Source organism: Rhodococcus sp. 05-2255-1e (assembly GCF_002259025.1).
Classification (GTDB): Bacteria; Actinomycetota; Actinomycetes; order Mycobacteriales; family Mycobacteriaceae; genus Rhodococcoides; species Rhodococcoides fascians.
In genome coordinates, this window is sequence record NZ_NOZE01000035.1 from 22,809 (window position 1) to 39,891 (window position 17,083).

Annotated in this window: 20 protein-coding genes; 10 read left to right on the top strand and 10 right to left on the bottom strand. The window is 64.5% G+C overall.

The genetic code is table 11. From position 1 onward, the window contains the following. Positions 1–23: 23 nt before the first annotated feature. Positions 24–1,406 (bottom strand): FAD-binding oxidoreductase, encoded by a 1,383-nt coding sequence (locus CH262_RS22060; RefSeq protein ID WP_032385074.1) that lies wholly within the window; start codon positions 1,404–1,406, stop codon positions 24–26. A gap of 232 nt (positions 1,407–1,638) precedes the next feature. On the opposite strand from CH262_RS22060, the gene CH262_RS22065 reads away from it, so the two are divergent. Further along, positions 1,639–1,950, top strand: coding sequence for a hypothetical protein (locus tag CH262_RS22065; RefSeq protein WP_027497947.1), 312 nt, complete (start codon positions 1,639–1,641; stop codon positions 1,948–1,950). A gap of 29 nt (positions 1,951–1,979) precedes the next feature. Here the strand turns inward: CH262_RS22065 and CH262_RS22070 are convergent, their stop codons facing one another. Both CH262_RS22070 and CH262_RS22075 read right to left on the bottom strand, forming a co-directional pair. Continuing rightward, on the bottom strand, positions 1,980–2,624 hold the full coding sequence (locus CH262_RS22070; protein WP_032385073.1) for a Type 1 glutamine amidotransferase-like domain-containing protein: 645 nt from the start codon (positions 2,622–2,624) through the stop codon (positions 1,980–1,982). After that, positions 2,621–3,061, bottom strand: a complete 441-nt coding sequence (locus tag CH262_RS22075; protein WP_032365556.1) for an HIT family protein — start codon at positions 3,059–3,061, stop codon at positions 2,621–2,623. The genes CH262_RS22070 and CH262_RS22075 overlap by 4 nt, the downstream gene beginning before the upstream one ends. Positions 3,062–3,315: 254 nt before the next feature. On the opposite strand from CH262_RS22075, the gene CH262_RS22080 reads away from it, so the two are divergent. From CH262_RS22080 to CH262_RS22090, 3 genes are read left to right on the top strand one after another with little or no spacing between them, the layout of a single operon-like run. Beyond that, positions 3,316–4,434: a Re/Si-specific NAD(P)(+) transhydrogenase subunit alpha gene (locus CH262_RS22080; RefSeq protein ID WP_032385072.1), complete on the top strand. Its 1,119-nt coding sequence runs from the start codon at positions 3,316–3,318 to the stop codon at positions 4,432–4,434. After that, positions 4,434–4,757 carry an NAD(P) transhydrogenase subunit alpha gene (locus CH262_RS22085; protein WP_027497943.1) on the top strand — a complete coding sequence of 108 codons (324 nt, stop codon included), beginning with the start codon at positions 4,434–4,436 and terminating at the stop codon, positions 4,755–4,757. Before CH262_RS22080 ends, CH262_RS22085 begins: the two co-directional genes overlap by 1 nt. After that, the gene (locus tag CH262_RS22090; protein ID WP_027497942.1) at positions 4,757–6,178 is read left to right on the top strand and encodes an NAD(P)(+) transhydrogenase (Re/Si-specific) subunit beta; all 1,422 of its coding nucleotides are present in this window, start codon (positions 4,757–4,759) and stop codon (positions 6,176–6,178) included. Before CH262_RS22085 ends, CH262_RS22090 begins: the two co-directional genes overlap by 1 nt. Positions 6,179–6,215: 37 nt before the next feature. Here the strand turns inward: CH262_RS22090 and CH262_RS22095 are convergent, their stop codons facing one another. Then, positions 6,216–6,929: a hypothetical protein gene (locus CH262_RS22095; RefSeq protein ID WP_143547153.1), complete on the bottom strand. Its 714-nt coding sequence runs from the start codon at positions 6,927–6,929 to the stop codon at positions 6,216–6,218. Positions 6,930–7,516: 587 nt separating this feature from the next. Between CH262_RS22095 and CH262_RS22105 the strand changes: the two genes are divergently transcribed. Next, a complete protein-coding gene (locus CH262_RS22105; RefSeq protein ID WP_143547154.1) occupies positions 7,517–7,843 on the top strand; it encodes a hypothetical protein in 327 nt (108 codons plus the stop codon). 107 nt (positions 7,844–7,950) lie between these two features. After that, a complete protein-coding gene (locus CH262_RS22110; protein ID WP_032385071.1) occupies positions 7,951–8,976 on the top strand; it encodes a phosphotransferase family protein in 1,026 nt (341 codons plus the stop codon). Positions 8,977–8,978: 2 nt separating this feature from the next. Here the strand turns inward: CH262_RS22110 and CH262_RS22115 are convergent, their stop codons facing one another. Beyond that, the gene (locus CH262_RS22115) at positions 8,979–9,455 is read right to left on the bottom strand and encodes an acyl-CoA thioesterase (RefSeq protein ID WP_027497940.1); all 477 of its coding nucleotides are present in this window, start codon (positions 9,453–9,455) and stop codon (positions 8,979–8,981) included. Between the two features lie 173 nt (positions 9,456–9,628). On the opposite strand from CH262_RS22115, the gene CH262_RS22120 reads away from it, so the two are divergent. After that, a complete protein-coding gene (locus CH262_RS22120; protein ID WP_027497939.1) occupies positions 9,629–10,375 on the top strand; it encodes a GntR family transcriptional regulator in 747 nt (248 codons plus the stop codon). 2 nt (positions 10,376–10,377) lie between these two features. Here the strand turns inward: CH262_RS22120 and CH262_RS22125 are convergent, their stop codons facing one another. After that, positions 10,378–10,842 (bottom strand): PTS sugar transporter subunit IIA, encoded by a 465-nt coding sequence (locus tag CH262_RS22125; protein ID WP_032365560.1) that lies wholly within the window; start codon positions 10,840–10,842, stop codon positions 10,378–10,380. After that, entirely contained in the window at positions 10,839–11,069 is a 231-nt protein-coding gene (locus tag CH262_RS22130) for a glucose PTS transporter subunit EIIB (protein WP_027497937.1), read from the bottom strand. The genes CH262_RS22125 and CH262_RS22130 overlap by 4 nt, the downstream gene beginning before the upstream one ends. A 177-nt stretch (positions 11,070–11,246) precedes the next feature. Here CH262_RS22130 and CH262_RS22135 point away from each other — a divergent pair, with 177 nt between their 5' ends. The 3 genes from CH262_RS22135 to nagB are packed head-to-tail and all read left to right on the top strand — an operon-like array spanning position 11,247 to position 14,470. Further along, positions 11,247–12,494 (top strand): PTS transporter subunit EIIC, encoded by a 1,248-nt coding sequence (locus CH262_RS22135; protein ID WP_032365561.1) that lies wholly within the window; start codon positions 11,247–11,249, stop codon positions 12,492–12,494. Continuing rightward, positions 12,491–13,675 carry an N-acetylglucosamine-6-phosphate deacetylase gene (locus CH262_RS22140; RefSeq protein ID WP_032385070.1) on the top strand — a complete coding sequence of 395 codons (1,185 nt, stop codon included), beginning with the start codon at positions 12,491–12,493 and terminating at the stop codon, positions 13,673–13,675. The genes CH262_RS22135 and CH262_RS22140 overlap by 4 nt, the downstream gene beginning before the upstream one ends. Next, positions 13,676–14,470, top strand: coding sequence for a glucosamine-6-phosphate deaminase (gene nagB / locus CH262_RS22145; RefSeq protein ID WP_032385069.1), 795 nt, complete (start codon positions 13,676–13,678; stop codon positions 14,468–14,470). A gap of 1 nt (position 14,471) precedes the next feature. Here nagB and CH262_RS22150 read toward each other — a convergent pair whose 3' ends face one another. The 3 genes from CH262_RS22150 to CH262_RS22160 form a co-directional block, all read right to left on the bottom strand. Further along, entirely contained in the window at positions 14,472–15,299 is an 828-nt protein-coding gene (locus tag CH262_RS22150; RefSeq protein WP_032385068.1) for a shikimate 5-dehydrogenase, read from the bottom strand. Positions 15,300–15,335: 36 nt separating this feature from the next. Continuing rightward, the gene (locus CH262_RS22155; protein ID WP_032385067.1) at positions 15,336–16,052 is read right to left on the bottom strand and encodes an HNH endonuclease family protein; all 717 of its coding nucleotides are present in this window, start codon (positions 16,050–16,052) and stop codon (positions 15,336–15,338) included. A 95-nt stretch (positions 16,053–16,147) separates the two neighbouring features. Then, a complete protein-coding gene (locus CH262_RS22160; RefSeq protein ID WP_032385066.1) occupies positions 16,148–17,047 on the bottom strand; it encodes an NADP-dependent oxidoreductase in 900 nt (299 codons plus the stop codon). Positions 17,048–17,083: the final 36 nt, after the last annotated feature.

Below are 17,083 nucleotides of genomic sequence, written 5' to 3' on the forward strand. Positions count from 1 at the left end.
ACGTGCGGCGTCAGCCGCTCTGATCAGAGCACAGCACCGGGGTTGAGGATTCCGGCCGGATCGAGAGCGGTCTTGATTCGCCGGGTCAGTTCCATGACGTCTTCGCCGACTTGATCGGGTAGCCAGGCCTTCTTGAGGCGACCTACGCCGTGTTCCCCGGTGATGGTGCCGCCCAACGAAATTGCCAGATCCATGATGGCTCCGAATGCGACGTTGGCCCGGCGAGTCATGTCGGCGTCCTCGGGGTCGAACACGATCAGCGGGTGGGTGTTGCCGTCTCCCGCGTGCGCGATGACGGCAACCAACACGTCGTATTTCTTCGACAGTTCGGCGATCCCGTCGACGAGAGCCGGGAGGGCAGGCAGCGGAACACCGACATCCTCGAGCAGCAGGCTGCCGAGTCGTTCGACCGCCGGAATGGCGAATCGCCGTGCGGCAGCGAAGGCCTCACCCTCGCCGGGGTCGTCGGTGGTGAAGACATCCGAGGCACCGGCCTCGGTGCACGCTGCGGCCATGATCTCGATCTCTCGCCCTCGATCGGCACCGGGGGAGTCGGACCGAGCGATGAGCATCGCAGCTGCCTCGCGGTCGAGTCCCATGTTCATGGCATCTTCGACGGCACCGATGGACGCACGGTCCATGAACTCGAGCATCGACGGCCGCAAGGTACGGGTGATGGCCAGAATGGCAGTCGTCGCATCGTGCACGGAGGCGAACGAGGCAACCACGGTGCTGGCCGGAGGTTGGGCCGGGATCAATCGAAGAGTGATCTCGGTGATGATGCCCAGGGTGCCCTCGGATCCCACGAAGAGCTTCGCAAGGGACAGTCCGGCAACATCTTTCAGGCGTGGTCCGCCGAGTCGGACGGCAGTCCCGTCGGCGAGGACGACCTCGAGTCCGAGAACGTAATCGGTGGTGACGCCGTACTTCACGCAGCACAGCCCGCCGGCATTGGTGGCCGCATTGCCGCCGATGGAGCACATCTCGAACGACGACGGATCCGGTGGGTACCACAGACCGTGTTCGGCGACTGCCTTCTTGACTTCGGCGTTGAGCAGTCCGGGTTGTACGACGGCTATGCGGGTTACCGGGTCGACGGTGATCTCGCGCATCAGCTCGGTGGTGAGCACTATCCCGCCGTCGACGGCCGTGGCACCACCGGACAGGCCCGAGCCGGCCCCACGCGGGACGACCGCCACCGCGTGTTCGGTGGCCCACCGCATGACGGCTCTGACGTCGTCGGTGGACTGCGCGCGGACCACGGCCAATGGGGTACCCGCGTCGGGGTCCTTGGCCCAGTCGCGTCGGTATCCCTCGGTGATGTCGGGGTCGGTGACCACGGCACCGGCGGGAAGCAGCGCTTCGAGCTCGCTCAGGTGGGCATCTGCATCGGTAGTCACCGACATCCGGTTCTCCTCACGTCGTACATGTGACCGTCGCCACTCGAGTCTGTCACGACTCGCAGTGGGGCGTGAACGAGGACGACTCCGAGAATGTCCGAGTCACATCAGTAACACCAGCCTCAGGCGTTACCAGATCGATGCGTCGTCGACACGCAATGTTGTAGTTCGCAGCGCTAGCGTCCAGCGCAGCGCATCTCGCACCCCATTCGGTGCGGGTCGACAAGGAGGCTGCACGATGATCGATCCCGGAAGTGACTCCTGGAACTATGTGGCGGCGATGTTCTCGTACGAATTCCTTGGGGGCGGAGTCGAATACGACACCATCGAGCGCATTCACCGCGGCGAGGTCGACGAGTGGGTGCACGCGTTGCTCAAATCCGGGATGTTCGAGAGCGCGACCGTCGCGGCCATCGCCGACTCGTGGCGTGCAGCACCCCGCCGACTGTTCGACATGCTCGTCCTCGACGCCGACGAAATGACTGCTCGCCGTTGCTCTCTCGCGTGGTCGTCCCTCGACCGGCTCGCACCGCTCGCTCGCCTGGGCTGATCACGGGTCGCACAGTCACAAATCACGGTTCACGCACCCAGAATTGTCGTCCGGGAGTCGTCGACCACGATTGCCTGGCTATCGGTCAGTCCGTGAGTTTCGATTCCCTCGCGTCGCAGACGGCGCAGCGTCGCCCACCCCGAATCCTTCTCGTCCAGCACGGAATCGAGATGCGGGACGACGGAGAAGTCGACGAGACCGAGCCCGCTCCACACCGGATCGATACCTGCGATCGGCCGTACCTCGTTCGGGTCGTCGGCATCCTCGACCCCGGCCAGCGACGGCGCAGCGACGCACGCTCCCGCGCTGTACCCGCCGTAGGTGATGGTGTCGGCCCGAACGCGCCCGCGGATGACCTCGTCCGCACCGGAACGAGCCATCTGAGCGCGCAACACGAACGTGTTGCCACCGCGGACCCAGACTGCGTCGAACGCTGCCAGGGCGCGCTCGAATGCGGCCGGTCTCCCGGCGAAATCGCGCAGATCCAACTCCGACGGCCGGTATCCCAACGCGCGCAGGGGTCCGAACTCGCTGCGGAGCGAGGATTCGCGGGCAGCGGCGGGCCAGGCATCGGCCGCATTGGCGATGACCGCGAGATCGGCGGGCGGGCCGGTGAGGCGGGCGAACTCGTCGGAATGGCCGCCGAATCGATACGAAGACAGGAACAACCTCACGAGGTCTGCTCCCCGGCGACCCTGGCCATTCCGGATCGGATTGCCTCGGCCACCCGCTCGGGTTCACGCAGGCGACGGGTGACGAACCCCGCCGCGAACTTCAGTCGGTCGCGGTCCCAGCGCGGCACCACATGCAGATGTAGGTGAAAGACGGTTTGGAATGCGGCGACGCCGTCGTTGATCACCAGATTTGCACCGTCGGCGCGGAGGTCGGACTCGCGCACTGCGCGCGCCAGCGTGTGCCCGACGCGGAAAACCTCGGCAGCCGTGTCCGGGCCGGTGGAGGTCAGGTCTGCGGAATGCTCGCGCGGAACCACCAGAACGTGGCCCCTGCTGATCGGTCGAATATCGAGAAAAGCGACGGTGTGCTCGTTCTCGAACACGCGGTGGGCAGGTGCGTCGCCGGCGACGATGGCACAGAAGATGCAAGATTCCACGATTGTCACTGTAAGGTCCGATCATCACGGATAGACCTGTATGGCGTGCATCACAATTGCTCGCCCTGTAGTCGCGAAATGTCGAAACGGACTCGATTCAGAACGAATCGGACTGTGTTCTGGGTTACCCGCGCTCCATTACCTGTGGCTACTATCAGGAACCTCGTGCCTTGTCGCATGGGTTCGTCCACTCGTCGCAGATTTTGAGCCATTGGCCGATCGGTGGGCACCATTCAACGCAGGAAGACGGAGATTTGGATACATCGCAGAGCACTGAAAAGGGTTCGGGATCCACGACGGTCGTCGGTGTGGTCCGCGAATCGGGGGAAGGTGAGCGACGTGTCGCTCTGGTCCCGAAGATCGTTGCCGCGCTCACGGGCAAGGGCGTCGAGGTCGTCGTGGAATCGGGTGCCGGACTCGGCGCTCTGATCCCGGACGAGCTCTATGTCGCAGCCGGGGCCACGATCGGCGATCCCTGGGGCTCGGAGGTCGTGGTCAAGGTCGCACCGCCGACCGACGTAGAGATCTCGAGGCTGAAGTCGGGCTCGACGCTCATCGGATTCCTCGCCCCACGCAATGCCGAGAACAGCATCGGCGCGCTGAAGGCCGCCGGAGTACAGGCGTTCGCGGTCGAAGCCATCCCGCGTATCTCCCGCGCTCAGGTGATGGACGCCTTGTCTTCTCAGGCGAACGTCGCCGGGTACAAGGCCGTTCTGCTGGCCGCGTCGGAGTCCACGAGGTTCTTCCCGATGCTGACCACCGCCGCCGGAACGGTCAAGCCGGCGACTGTGCTCGTTCTCGGTGTCGGTGTGGCCGGCCTGCAAGCCCTGGCCACCGCGAAGCGTCTCGGTGGTCGACCCACCGGCTACGACGTGCGACCGGAGGTAGCCGACCAGGTCCGTTCCGTCGGCGCGCAGTGGCTCGATCTGGGGATCGATGCTGCCGGCGAAGGCGGCTACGCGCGTGAGCTGACCGAGGACGAACGCGTCCAGCAGCAGCGTGCCCTGGAAGAGGCCATCAAGGGATTCGACGTCGTGATCACCACGGCGTTGGTGCCCGGCCGTCCCGCACCGCGTCTGGTGACGGCCGCGGCCGTCGAGGGCATGAAGCCCGGCAGCGTCGTGGTCGACCTGGCCGGCGAGACCGGCGGAAACTGCGAACTCACCGAGCCCGGCCAGACCGTCGTCAAGCACGACGTCACCATCTGCTCGCCGTTGAACCTGCCTGCCACGATGCCCGAGCACGCCAGCGAGCTGTACTCGAAGAACATCTCGGCTTTGCTCGAGCTCATGCTGGTCGACGGCGCACTCGCTCCGGATTTCTCCGACGAAGTGCTCGCCGGTGCCTGCGTGACACGTGAGAAGGAGAACTGATGTACACCCCGCTTCTCGCGAACATCGCGATCCTGGTGTTGTCCGGGTTCGTCGGTTTCGCGGTGATCTCCAAGGTGCCGAACACCTTGCACACCCCGCTGATGTCGGGAACCAACGCCATCCACGGCATCGTCGTGTTGGGCGCGTTGGTCGTCCTCGGAAAGGTGCACGACCCGTCCATCGGACTGCAGGTCATCCTGTTCGTCGCGCTGGTGTTCGGAACCGTCAACGTCATCGGTGGATTCGTGGTCACCGACCGCATGCTCGGCATGTTCAAGTCCAAGCCGGTGCCCGCCAAGACCTCGAAGGGTGCTGACTCCTGATGGACAATCTCGTCAACATTCTCTACATCGTCGCCTTCGGCATGTTCATCTACGGTCTGATGGGTCTGACCGGACCGAAGACCGCCGTGCGGGGCAACCAGATCGCCGCCGTCGGCATGTTCATCGCCGTGGTGGCCACGCTGATATCCATTCGCGACACCGGTAACTGGATCCTGATCATCGTCGGACTCGTCGTCGGCGTGGCGCTGGGAATCCCGCCTGCGCGACGGGTGAAGATGACGGCGATGCCGCAGCTGGTGGCTCTGTTCAACGGCGTCGGCGGTGGCACGGTCGCACTGATCGCGTGGGCCGAGTTCCTCGACACGTCCGGATTCTCGAACTTCAACCACGGAGAGTCGCCGACGGTGCATATCGTCATCGGCTCACTCTTCGCGGCGATCATCGGTTCCATCTCGTTCTGGGGCTCGCTCATCGCCTTTTTGAAGCTGCAGGAAACTCTGCCCGGCTCGCCGATCACGATCGGTAAGTTGCAGCAGCCGCTCAACGCTCTGCTGCTGATCGGCGCTGTGGCCGCTGCAGTGGTCATCGGCATCAACGCCACTCCGGGCGGCGGCGTGTCGCAGTGGTGGATCGTCGCGGTTCTCGTACTGGCAGGCATCCTCGGTCTCACGGTGGTACTGCCCATCGGCGGCGCGGACATGCCGGTCGTCATTTCGCTGCTCAATGCTCTGACCGGTCTGTCTGCTGCGGCTGCGGGTCTGGCGCTCAACAACACCGCGATGATCGTGGCGGGCATGATCGTCGGCGCGTCCGGCACGATCTTGACCAACCTCATGGCCAAGGCCATGAACAGGTCCATTCCGGCGATCGTCGCAGGTGGATTCGGCGGCGGCGACGCGGCTGCAGGCCCGGCCGGTGCAGGCGGGGGAACCGCCAAGGCGACCTCGGCGGCAGACGCAGCGATCCAGATGGCCTACGCCAACCAGGTCATCGTCGTGCCCGGCTACGGCCTTGCCGTCGCTCAGGCGCAGCATGCCGTCAAGGACATGGCCAAGTTGCTGGAGTCCAAGGGTGTCGAGGTCAAGTACGCCATTCACCCCGTCGCCGGTCGCATGCCGGGACACATGAACGTGCTGCTCGCCGAGGCCGACGTCGCGTACGACGCGATGAAGGAAATGGACGACATCAACGACGAGTTCTCTCGCACCGACGTCACGTTGGTCATCGGAGCGAACGACGTGACCAACCCGGCGGCGCGCAACGATCCGTCGAGCCCGATTCACGGGATGCCGATTCTCAACGTCGATCAGTCGAAGTCGGTCATCGTCCTCAAGCGGTCGATGTCGTCCGGCTTCGCCGGAATCGAGAACCCACTGTTCTTCGCGGAAGGCACGTCGATGCTGTTCGGCGACGCAAAGAAGTCGGTGTCCGAGGTGACCGAGGAGCTCAAGGCCCTCTAGTCGGTCGCCATCTCGGCCCGGATGGGACGCTTCCGTGTCAACGGAAGCGTCCCATTCTGCGTTGGGCTACGAGGGCAGCGGTATCGAACGGGTTTCGAGCCTCGCGGGCAGCGGCTGCGGGTGAGAAGAGCATCACCACCGAGCACGCCGGCCACCACACGCCCGTGATCAGCAGTGCGCTGACAATCCCGACGGGGGAGACGGACCCGACGGCCAGTTGTGCCACTCCGACAGCGAGGGCGGCGACGGTCCCGAGTCCGAGGATCATCGGCCGCCACGTGGCCGATGCCACCATCGACGCGGCCCCCACCAGCGCTGTGACAGCGACGAGCTGCCCGCTCGGAAGGTCGGTGGCCGTTGTCGACGACGCCGCGAGGTGACGCACCAGAGCTGTGGTCACTTCCGCGCCGACGACGCAGGCAATCACCACCCCGATGCCGTAAGGCAATTTTCGGACCAGGGCGACAACGGTGAGGGCGGCGAGGACGGTCAGCACGGCGGTGACGTCGATCGTGCTCAGTGCTCGCGAGGCCAGGGCGGCAGCCGGGCTCGTGGAGACGGGCCACACCGGTGCCATGTTCGGCACCCACATCAGTAGTACCGACAAGAGCACCGCGCAGAGGCTCGACACTGTCAGCCGGGTGCGGATCGCCCGTCGGTGCGCTCGCTCGCTCGTGTTCGCCGAACGGCTCTCGTTGCCGGCTCCACGGGGTGGCCGGATCGGTCCGCTGTCGAGACTCGGTGATCGCATGGACGCCAGACTGCCGCAGTCGGCTGAGCGTGAGGTGTGAGCATCGTGGGAGCCGGCTGAGCATCTGCGGTAACGGTCGGATCACGACGAAGAAGCGTCGATTCCTTGTTGTAGCCGCAACCTAGTAATGGCGATCTGTCAAATTCCTGGAGTCTGCAAACAGCCGAAAAACCGAACCGAAAGTAGAATTTGACCCTGCAACCAACCGATCGGTCGGAGTGTGTGGTCCAGTGCGGTGTAGAGGAGGCTACTCGACTGTGGCTCCGAGTAGTTGATCTCGAGTGTCGCACCTCGCCTACCTGGACTTTTGTGCGGAGTTTGTCTCCTGTCACAGTATTTTGAAATGCGAACTATGAATTCGTTGCAAGTCGTTGATCGGATGGGCCGATCTGTGTGACTATGGTCACATAGTCCAGTTCACCCTGGGCGTGACCGTCGAAAAGGGCGTAGTTTCAGCCGCATCGGAAAACCGTATTCCCCCGTTACGGCCAAGTTGGTAACGATCTGAACACGGTCTGGTCGGCTCATCGCAACTCGTGAACGGGCATTCGGCACCAACAGAAGTCGGAAACTCGAAGGAGAAGAACATGACCACAATGTCGCAGGGGCAGCTCGATATGGTCCGCGCGTTCTTTTGCAACGAGTTCCAAGCGGACTCGCTGGACCGTACGGTGATGCCGGAGCCCACGGCCGATGCCGTTGCCGAATGGATCGACGCGCTGTCCACCAGTGGACTGTTCGCACCCGCGGAGGTGCACAACATCTCGTCCGTCTGGTGTGCCGAGCCCGAGTCGATGACCGCACTGCTCGTCGGCGAAATCGACGAAATCGCTGTCAAGCGGCACGAGGCCGCGGTCCCGGCCGCTGCCGTTGCTACTCCGGCGCTGATCTCCGCGTTCGGTCGCGCCAGCTGACCATCTGTGCTTGTGCCACCGGCATCCGTTGGCACCGCTTCGTTACGATCACCCGAACCGGTTATGTCCGTCGGCAACGGTGCCGCACAACGAAGTGAGGGTTTTGTATGGGCGTGGTGGGCTTGGACGAAGATGCAGTGTCGACGTGGATCGCGGAGCTGGGGATAGGCGCAACATCGCCGCTCTCGTTTCAGCGCATCGGTAACGGCCAGTCCAATCTCACGTATGCGGTTCGCGACGCCGGTGGCAGTGCGTGGGTCCTTCGTCGGCCGCCGTTGGGCAAATTGTTGGCGTCGGCTCACGACGTCGTGCGCGAGCACCGGATTCTCTCCGGTCTGCAGAATTCGCCGGTCCCTGTGCCGAAAATGATTGCGATCACGCAGGATCCAGCCGTTTCCGAGGTCCCGTTGGTCCTGATGAGTTTCGTCGACGGGGTCGTCGTCGACTCGGTGTCGGCTGCCGAACAGGTGGACCCCGATCGGCGTCGACGTGTCGGACTCGGTCTGACCGCGGCGTTGTCCGACATACACCGTGTCGACCTCGAGTCGTCGGGTCTTGCCGACCTCGCCGGCCGCAAGCCCTACGCTGCGCGTCAGATCGCGCGGTGGACCACGCAGTGGGACTCCTCCCGAACCCGGGAGGTTCCTGGAATCGACTCGCTCGCAGCACGATTGACGGCCAAGATCCCCGAGCAGCACGAGGTGACGCTGGTTCACGGCGACTTCCATCTGAGCAACGTCATCACCGCTCGAAACGACGGCCGCGTGGTTGCCGTCGTCGACTGGGAGTTGTGCACGCTCGGAGACCCGTTGGCGGATCTGGGTGGTCTGCTCGCCTACTGGCCTCAGGCGGACGACGGGGTTGCCGGTCCTTTCATGGCATCGACTCTGCCCGGTTTCCCTACCCGGGCGGAGCTGGTCGAGTCCTACGCGCACAACACGGGCCGCGATGTGACCGATGCCGGATTCTGGGAAGTGCTGGCGCTGTGGAAGTTGTCGATCATCGCCGAAGGCGTCATGCGCCGGATGGAAGCCGATTCACGCAACCGCGCCGTGGGCGGCGCGCCGACCACCACGCTGATCGACGACATCGTCACCCGAGCGCTGCAGCGCGCCGACGAAATCGGGCTCTAGATTCAGGCGTCTACTGACGTTCCGATCACCAAAGTGCGTGCCGCGGTTTCGATTTCGGAGGGAATGGGGACGGGACGGCGGGAGTTCGCGTCGACGTAGACGTGAACGAACCGTCCCCGAGCGGCCAATGTCAGTGCGTCGTCCTCGGCTTCGCGGAACAGAGCCAGCGAGTAGACGATGCTGCGGGTGCCCAGCTTCTCCACCGCCAGACCGACCTGGAGGCGATCGGGAAAACTGAGCTCGGACAGATAGCGGCACGAGGTTTCGGCCACGACGCCGATCGCGGGCAGAGTCCTGATGTCCACACCCGTCGTTTCCATGAGCCACCCGTTCACTGCGGTGTCGAAGTATGCGTAATACGTCACGTTGTTGACGTGGCCGTAGTGGTCGTTGTCGTCCCATCGGGTCGACACCGGCCACAGTGCCGGGAAATCCGACGCATTCGACAATTCCACGCTGTCCTTCGGCGACTCCGTCATGGCACGACGCTAACCCGTCGCCACGTCGGCAACAAACGCGACCGGATTCGAGGCATCGGAGAGCTGAGTCCGGGCGAATGCTTCCTCGGTATCGCCGTCGTGACGTAGTCTTTGGTTGGACCGGACCAGTCCGTACCGCTGGTTCTGCGAGTGATCGAAAGGCCGGCGCAGTGGTGATGCCCGTACACCTGAGGGACAGTCAGATCCCGAAGCACGAACAGCTACGCGCAATTCTGTTGCACCGCTGCACCAAGGAGCTTTCGCCGGGGGATCTGATGCCGAGCGAGCGTCGGTTGATGGAGGACTACGGAGTCAGTCGCATCACGGTACGCGAGGCGATAGGGCAGCTCGTCAACGACGGACATCTGGTTCGGGTACGTGGGAAAGGGACGTTCGTTGCTTCTCGTACCGTGCAGTCGCGGTTGCACCTGGCGTCGTTCTCCGAGGAGATGCGTGCCCAGGGGCTGACGCCGACGACGGTGGTCCTGTTCGCGCGACTCGAAAAGCCCTCGGCAGCAACGATTCGTGCTCTGGGCCTGGTCGACGGTGATCGGACGTACCACATCAAACGGCTACGGCTGGCCGATGCCGAGCCGGTCAGTGTCGACGACGGGTGGTACCGGGCCGAACTCCTTCCGGGGCTGATCGACCACGATCTGAGTCAGTCGGTGTACGAGGCCGTGCGCAACCACTACGGCCTGACCATCGATCGAGCCGAGCAGACCGTCAAAGCGACAGCCGCCGACAGTGACACCTCCACGCTGCTGGGGACCAAACGCGGCGCACCGGTGCTGTACTTCGACCGAGTGTCGTTCAGCGGCGACGAGCCGATCGAGCACACGGAGAGTTGGTACCGGTGCGACCGGTACCAACTCTCGATGGAGGTGCAGGGGGAGCGGCGCACCACGCAGCGCCGCTAGGCTCAGGGCAACACGAACAGCGAGTCACCCTGTGCCACCGACGTTCCGACGGCCGCGCTCGTGACGGCATCGGGCTCGGAGTCCATCAGGACCACGGGAATCACGTCGGAGTATCCGGCCTCCGCGATCGCCGCAGGGTCGTAGGTGATCACGAGATCGCCGGACTGAACCCGATCGCCCTCTGCTGCAACGAGTTCGAAACCCTGGCCCTTCATCTTCACGGTGTCGATGCCGATGTGCACCAGCACTCCCGCCTTGTCGTCGGTGAACACGACGAACGCATGTGGGTGGAGTTTGAGGATCTTGCCGGCTATCGGAGACCGCACCTCGACGGGCCCGCTACCGGCCGCCGGGCGCACGGCGACCCCGGAGCCCACCATCTGCGAAGAGAAGACCGGGTCGGGGACGTCGGCGAGCGAGATGACCTGACCGGCAACAGGACTGAAGATCGTCGAGGTCCCGCTCACAGAATGTCGCCGATGTCCTCGGCGAGGGTGTCGGCCTCCGGGCCGACGATGACCTGCACGGCTGTCCCCTTGTGGAACACTCCGTGCGCACCGGCTGCCTTGAGCGCAGCCTCGTCCACCAGCGACCCGTCCTTGACCTCGGTACGGAGCCGGGTGATGCACGCTTCGATCTCTACGATGTTGTCGGCACCGCCGAGGCCCTTCACGATCGCGTCCGCCTTGGCCATGTTCTGTTCCCGCTTCCTTCTCGTGTGCAGTGGTGTCGGCGAGGTCACATCTCCGGGTTGACATGTGGTCGTCACCTGGCCAAACTACAACTGGTAATGACCGGACAGTACCCCTGATGTCATCCGGTCACAACAGTAGAACTCCCTTGCCGGACCAGCCTCGAAGAGAAGGTCGCCATGACCCTGAAGAAGACGGACTCGGCCGAAGCCGAACCGAAGAAGGAATCCAGATCTCTCGCCGGGTTGCAGCGATTCGGGCGCAGTCTCATGCTGCCCATCGCGGTTCTTCCCGCGGCGGGAATCCTGTTGCGGCTGGGCCAGGACGACCTCCTCGGCAGATTCAGTGCTCTGGGCACCGCGGCGGCCGTCATCTCCGCTGCAGGACAGGCGGTCTTCACCTGGTTGCCTCTGATCTTCGCCGTGGGCATCGCCATCGGCTGGGCCAAGAAGTCGGACGGCTCGACCGCCCTCGCCGCCGTCGTCGGCTACATGGTGATGAACGGTGTCTTCACCGCAATGTCACCGGTGGTACTGGAAGGCAAAGTCGACGCGAACGGCGATCCGGCCGTGATCGACTACGGCGTGTTGGCCGGCATCGTCATCGGCCTGCTCTCGGCCATTCTGTGGCAGCGGTTCTACCGCCAGAAACTGCCGGACTACCTCGGCTTCTTCAGCGGACGACGTCTGGTTCCCATCCTGACCGCAGTCACCGGCCTCGTCGTCGCCGTCGTCATGTCGTTCGTCTACCCGCTCTTCTACAGCGCACTGAACTGGGTCGGAAACACCGTTGCCGATCACAGTGTGGTGGGTAGCGGAATCTACGGTTTCGCCAATCGCATGCTGATTCCGACGGGACTGCACCACATTCTCAATTCGGTCGTCTGGTTCCTCGTCGGTGATTATCAGGACGCGAGTGGTCAATTGGTGCGTGGCGATCTCAACCGATTCTTCGCGGGAGATCCGTCCGCGGGAGTCTTCATGACCGGCTTCTTCCCCATCATGATGTTCGCTCTGCCTGCCGCCGCATTCGCGATCTATCGCAACGCCAAGCCGTCGCAGAAGAAGATCGTCGGCGGAATCATGTTGTCCACCGGTCTGACTGCGTTCGTCACCGGCATCACCGAACCGCTCGAGTACTCGTTCATGTTCGTCGCCTGGCCGCTCTACATCATCCACGCCGTGCTGACCGGAACCTCCATGGCACTGACCAATGCCCTGGGAATCCATGACGGCTTCTTCTTCTCTGCCGGCGGTATCGACTATCTGTTGAACTACGGAATCGCCACGAAGGCATGGCTTCTCATTCCTATCGGCCTGGTGTATGCGGTGATCTACTACTTCCTGTTCAGCTTCGTCATCAAGAAGTGGAACCTGCGCACCCCCGGCCGCGAGGACGACGCGGTGCTCGAACCCGACCGGGCATGAGCGAATCGATCACGACGACGCTCCGGGGGCGGGTCGTCACACCCGACGCGGTCATCGAGGATGCCGTCGTGGCGTTGTCCGGCGATCGAATCTCCTGGGTGGGTCCGGTAGTGGCGTGGCCCAACGAGGCTCCACCGCAATCGAATTCGACCATCCTGCCGGGCCTGGTCGATGTGCACTGCCACGGCGGCGGCGGGGCGTCGTTCCCGGATTCTGCCCGTGCCGATCTGATGACCGCGGTACGGCACCACCGTGGCCGCGGCACCACCACGATGCTCGCATCGCTGGTGTCGGCATCCCCTGGGCGACTGGTCGAGCAGACGTCGATGCTCGCCGATCTGTACGAGTCGGGGGACATCGCCGGGGTCCACCTCGAAGGGCCGTTCCTGTCTGTTGCCCGCTGCGGGGCGCAGGACCCCGCGTCACTCCGTGGCGGCGACACCGGTCTGCTGGCAGACATCATCGACGCCGGGCGGGGATCGGTACGGTCGATGACACTTGCTCCCGAAGTCGACGGCTTCACGGCCGTCGGACACATGTTGCGAGAGAACGGCATCGTCCCCAGCATCGGGCACACCGACGCCGACGCACGCACCACTCGCAGCGCAATCGACGCCCTCGGAGAGGGTGCCATCGGTGCCACGCACCTGTTCAACGGGATGCCCACCTGGCATCATCGGTCGCCGGGGCCGGTCAGCGAGTGCTTGGCTGCCGCGGCGCGAGGGTCGATGGTGCTCGAATTGATCGGCGACGGAGTACATCTCGCCGACGAGACCGTGCGAGCGGTGTTCGATCTCGTCGGCGGTGGGAACATCGCGTTGGTGTCCGACGCGATGGCCGCGGCGGGAATGGCCGACGGCCGCTACCGGCTCGGGCCGCTGGATGTCACCGTGCACGATTCGGTCGCCCGCCTGTCGCGGGAGAACGATCCCGAGTCGGCCCCGATCGCGGGCGGCACGTCGAGTGTGCTCGACCTGGTACGCCGCGCAGTGCTCGACGCCGGCGTGCCATTGCTCGACGCAGTGCGTGCCGGGGCAACCACCCCGGCAGCATTGATCGGGATCGGGGCCGAAACCGGTTCTCTCGTCGCCGGATCGAGAGCGGACGTGCTGGTGGTCGACGCATCCTTCGAGCCGGTGCAGGTCATTCGCGGCGGACGCGCGATCGAGGAGGAAAGTTAGATGGAGATCGTCGTACTCCCCACAGCTACCGACGTGGACCGAACCGCGGCCGACATCGTCGAGCACGTCGTGCGAACCGACTCGGTCCCGGGATCGGGCCCCGTCCTCGGGTTGGCGACCGGGTCGAGTCCCGTCGGCACGTATCGCGAGCTGGCCCGCCGACATCGCGAGGAAGGGCTGTCCTTCGCTGGGTGTCGAGCGTTTCTGCTCGACGAATACATAGGGCTACCCAGAACTGCTGAGCAGTCGTATTTTTCGTTCATTCGCGAGAACTTCGTGGACCTCGTCGACCTGGACGATTCCGCGGTGTTCTCGCCGGACGGGGAAGCCGTCGACATCGCTGCCGAAGCGCGACGATACGACGCCGCGATCGCGGAGGCCGGTGGTATCGATGTGCAGATTCTGGGCATCGGCACCGACGGACACATCGGCTTCAACGAGCCCGGATCGTCACTTCGGTCGAGAACCCGGGTCAAGACGCTCACCGAACAGACTCGGGTCGACAATGCGCGCTTCTTCCCCTCGCCGGAGGAGGTGCCGCACCACGTGCTGACGCAAGGCCTCGGCACCATCGACGAGGCGGGTCATCTCGTGCTCATCGCTACCGGAGAATCCAAGGCAGACGCGGTGGCCGCGGCCGTCGAGGGGCCGTTGTCGGCACGCTGTCCTGCGTCCGCGATTCAGTGGCATCCACACGTGACGGTACTGGTGGACGAGGCAGCTGCTGCGTCCCTCGCTCTCACGGACTACTACCGCCACGCCTACGCGAACAAGCCCGCGTGGCAGCGCCTGTGAGTCAGCGACGGGAGAATTCCGACGCCCGCTGGATCTGATCGTCGGACGGGCGAACTCCGGTGTAGAGAACGAACTGTTCTGCTGCCTGCAGGGCAATGACCTGTGCACCGGTGATCACCGGTTTGTTCGCCGCACGCGCCGCGGTGATCAGCGGCGTCTCCGACGGCATCGCGACCACGTCGAACACTGCCTGTGCCGCATGGATCTGCGACTCGCTGAAGGGAGTCGAATCGGCAGCGGGGCCGCCCGCCATTCCCACCGGGGTGACGTTCACCAGCAAGTCGGCTCCGACGGACTCGGCCGACCAGTCGTATCCGTACGCCTCGGCGAGAGCCGGACCGGTCGACGTGTTGCGAGCAACCACGGTGCCGCGGGTGAAACCCGAATCCCGCAGTGCGGCAACCACTGCCTTGGCCATACCGCCGCTGCCGGTCACGGCCACCGAACAATCGGTCGAGAACTCGCTCGACGCAATCAGATCGGCCACAGCCTGGTAATCGGTGTTGTAGGCGTGCAACACGCCCGCCTCGTTGACGATGGTGTTGACCGATGCGATCGCGCTCGCAGATTCGTGCATGACGTCGACCAGCTCGATCACGTCCTCCTTGAACGGCATGGAGACCGCGCATCCCCTGATACCGAGTGCACGGACTCCACCGACCGCGGCCGCGAGATCGGTGGTGGTGAACGCCTTGTAGACGAAGTTCAATCCCAGTTCGTCGTACAGGTAGTTGTGGAAGCGGGTTCCGATATTGCTCGGCCTTCCCGACAGAGACATGCAGAGCTGGGTGTCACGGTCGAGAAAGCTGCGCGACGACGTCGTTGCCATTGGCCAGACTTTACCGCCCGCGTTCGCATCGCTGGATCAGCAGCTGGGGGCCACCGAAGCGAGGGCGCGGCGGTCGGCCTCGGTGATCGGCAGCTCGTACTGGGCCGCCACCGACAGATATTTGCCCGCGTAGAAACAGTGGTACGCCGCGTTCGGCGGCATCCACTGCGACGGCGTCTTGTCGCTCTTGCTCTGGTTGTCCGGCCCGTTGACCGCCAGCAGATTGAACGCGATGTCGTTCGCGAAACGAATGCGCTTGTCCGCTGCCCAGCTGTCGGCACCCATGTCCCAGGCGGCAGACAACGGATAGACGTGATCGATCTGGATCTTGCCGGCGTCGGACTTTCTGAACTGCAACCGTTCACCGGAGTAGGGGTCGTCCAGGGAGCCCGAGAGCACCACGCAGTCTCGGGTGCCGGCCTTGAACTCGACTTCGGTCATCGACAGTGCCAGCACGTTGTCACGGGTTCCACACCCGTCGTGCCCGCCCGGTCCGTCGTAGTCGTCCGTCCACGCCGGTCCGAACACGCACCCTTCACCGCTCTTGCATCCGCGCTCGTACCCACGAGGATCGGGTCGTGCGGCGACGACGGCCACCCGATCCAACAGCGTTTCGATCTGGGCGCGGGTGGGGCTGCCCGGAGCCGGGGGTGGGGGAGCCAATCCCGGTATGTCGGACCGGTCACAGGATTCGAACGTCGCCATGACGATCGCGGCGATCACCAACGCCGCCGCTACCCACAGCTTCTTCACACACGCCCCATCGTGAAACTTCGATCTTGCCGACTCTCGTACCTCGCGACAGCAGTGTGCCGGACGGTACCGACACCGCCCGACACGGTCGGGTGTCAGCGGACCTCGATGACGGCCTTGCCGAGTGCGTGCCCGTTCTCCACGAGCGCAAGAGCCTCGCCTGCGCGGTCGAGTGGAAACGTGTGATCGATGCGTGGACGAAGGACGCCCGTCACGACCAGATCGGCCAATCGGGTGAACGCCGCAGTGGTGCGCTCGCGCACTGCTCCAGACCCACCCCACTGGGCGGCGAGCACCGGGTCGGCCACGCTGACGATCGGGGCGCCGGTCTTCACAGCGGCCGCGCGAAGAGTGTCCCCGCCGACCAGATCGACGATGCCGTGCACCGGCCGCGATATCGAACCGACGTACTCGGGTCCGGACTCGACGAACTCCGCACCGAGGCTCTCGATCCACTCCCGCTTGCCCGAGCTCGCCACCCCGAGAACGTCGATACCGTCGGCACGCGCCAGCTGCAGAACCGAAGAACCCACACCGCCGCCTGCGCCGAGAACGAGAACCGTGTTGCCTGCAGTCAGCGCCAACCCTCGCAGTGCGTCGAAGGCGGTCCCGGCCGCCACCGGAAGCGTCGCTGCGACCGCCCAGGACACGGCCTCGGGCTTGTGTGCCGTGCCGGCCGCATTGAGCAGCGTGTACTGCGCATAGCCGCCGTGACCCGACGCCGTCGCCCCGAAGACCTCGTCACCGACCGAGAACCCCTCCACTCCCGAGCCGACGCCCACGACAGTGCCCGACACCTCCCGCCCCAGCACCGCAGGCAAGGTGATCTGCACGGTGTCCTTGCGATTACCCGCCCGCACCTTCCAGTCTGCGGGATTCACCCCCGCGGCATGTACCGCCACGAGAAGCTGCCCCGATCCCGGTTCCGCCACGGGGAGGTCCAGAAATGTCTCGGTGTCGGGGCCGCCGTATTCGTCGAAGCCGTACGCGATCATGGGACCACTGTGCCTCATCGGTGCCTCATCGAAGAC

Bases quoted from the DNA above. Each gene is read 5' to 3' on its own strand.
- CH262_RS22060 (WP_032385074.1), bottom strand. From the start codon at position 1,406: ATGTCGGTGACTACCGATGCAGATGCCCACCTGAGCGAGCTCGAAGCG.
- CH262_RS22065 (WP_027497947.1), top strand. From the start codon at position 1,639: ATGATCGATCCCGGAAGTGACTCCTGGAACTATGTGGCGGCGATGTTC.
- CH262_RS22085 (WP_027497943.1), top strand. From the start codon at position 4,434: ATGTACACCCCGCTTCTCGCGAACATCGCGATCCTGGTGTTGTCCGGG.
- CH262_RS22090 (WP_027497942.1), top strand. From the start codon at position 4,757: ATGGACAATCTCGTCAACATTCTCTACATCGTCGCCTTCGGCATGTTC.
- CH262_RS22095 (WP_143547153.1), bottom strand. From the start codon at position 6,929: ATGCGATCACCGAGTCTCGACAGCGGACCGATCCGGCCACCCCGTGGA.
- CH262_RS22105 (WP_143547154.1), top strand. From the start codon at position 7,517: ATGACCACAATGTCGCAGGGGCAGCTCGATATGGTCCGCGCGTTCTTT.
- CH262_RS22110 (WP_032385071.1), top strand. From the start codon at position 7,951: ATGGGCGTGGTGGGCTTGGACGAAGATGCAGTGTCGACGTGGATCGCG.
- CH262_RS22115 (WP_027497940.1), bottom strand. From the start codon at position 9,455: ATGACGGAGTCGCCGAAGGACAGCGTGGAATTGTCGAATGCGTCGGAT.
- CH262_RS22130 (WP_027497937.1), bottom strand. From the start codon at position 11,069: ATGGCCAAGGCGGACGCGATCGTGAAGGGCCTCGGCGGTGCCGACAAC.
- CH262_RS22135 (WP_032365561.1), top strand. From the start codon at position 11,247: ATGACCCTGAAGAAGACGGACTCGGCCGAAGCCGAACCGAAGAAGGAA.
- CH262_RS22140 (WP_032385070.1), top strand. From the start codon at position 12,491: ATGAGCGAATCGATCACGACGACGCTCCGGGGGCGGGTCGTCACACCC.
- nagB (WP_032385069.1), top strand. From the start codon at position 13,676: ATGGAGATCGTCGTACTCCCCACAGCTACCGACGTGGACCGAACCGCG.
- CH262_RS22150 (WP_032385068.1), bottom strand. From the start codon at position 15,299: ATGGCAACGACGTCGTCGCGCAGCTTTCTCGACCGTGACACCCAGCTC.
- CH262_RS22160 (WP_032385066.1), bottom strand. From the start codon at position 17,047: ATGATCGCGTACGGCTTCGACGAATACGGCGGCCCCGACACCGAGACA.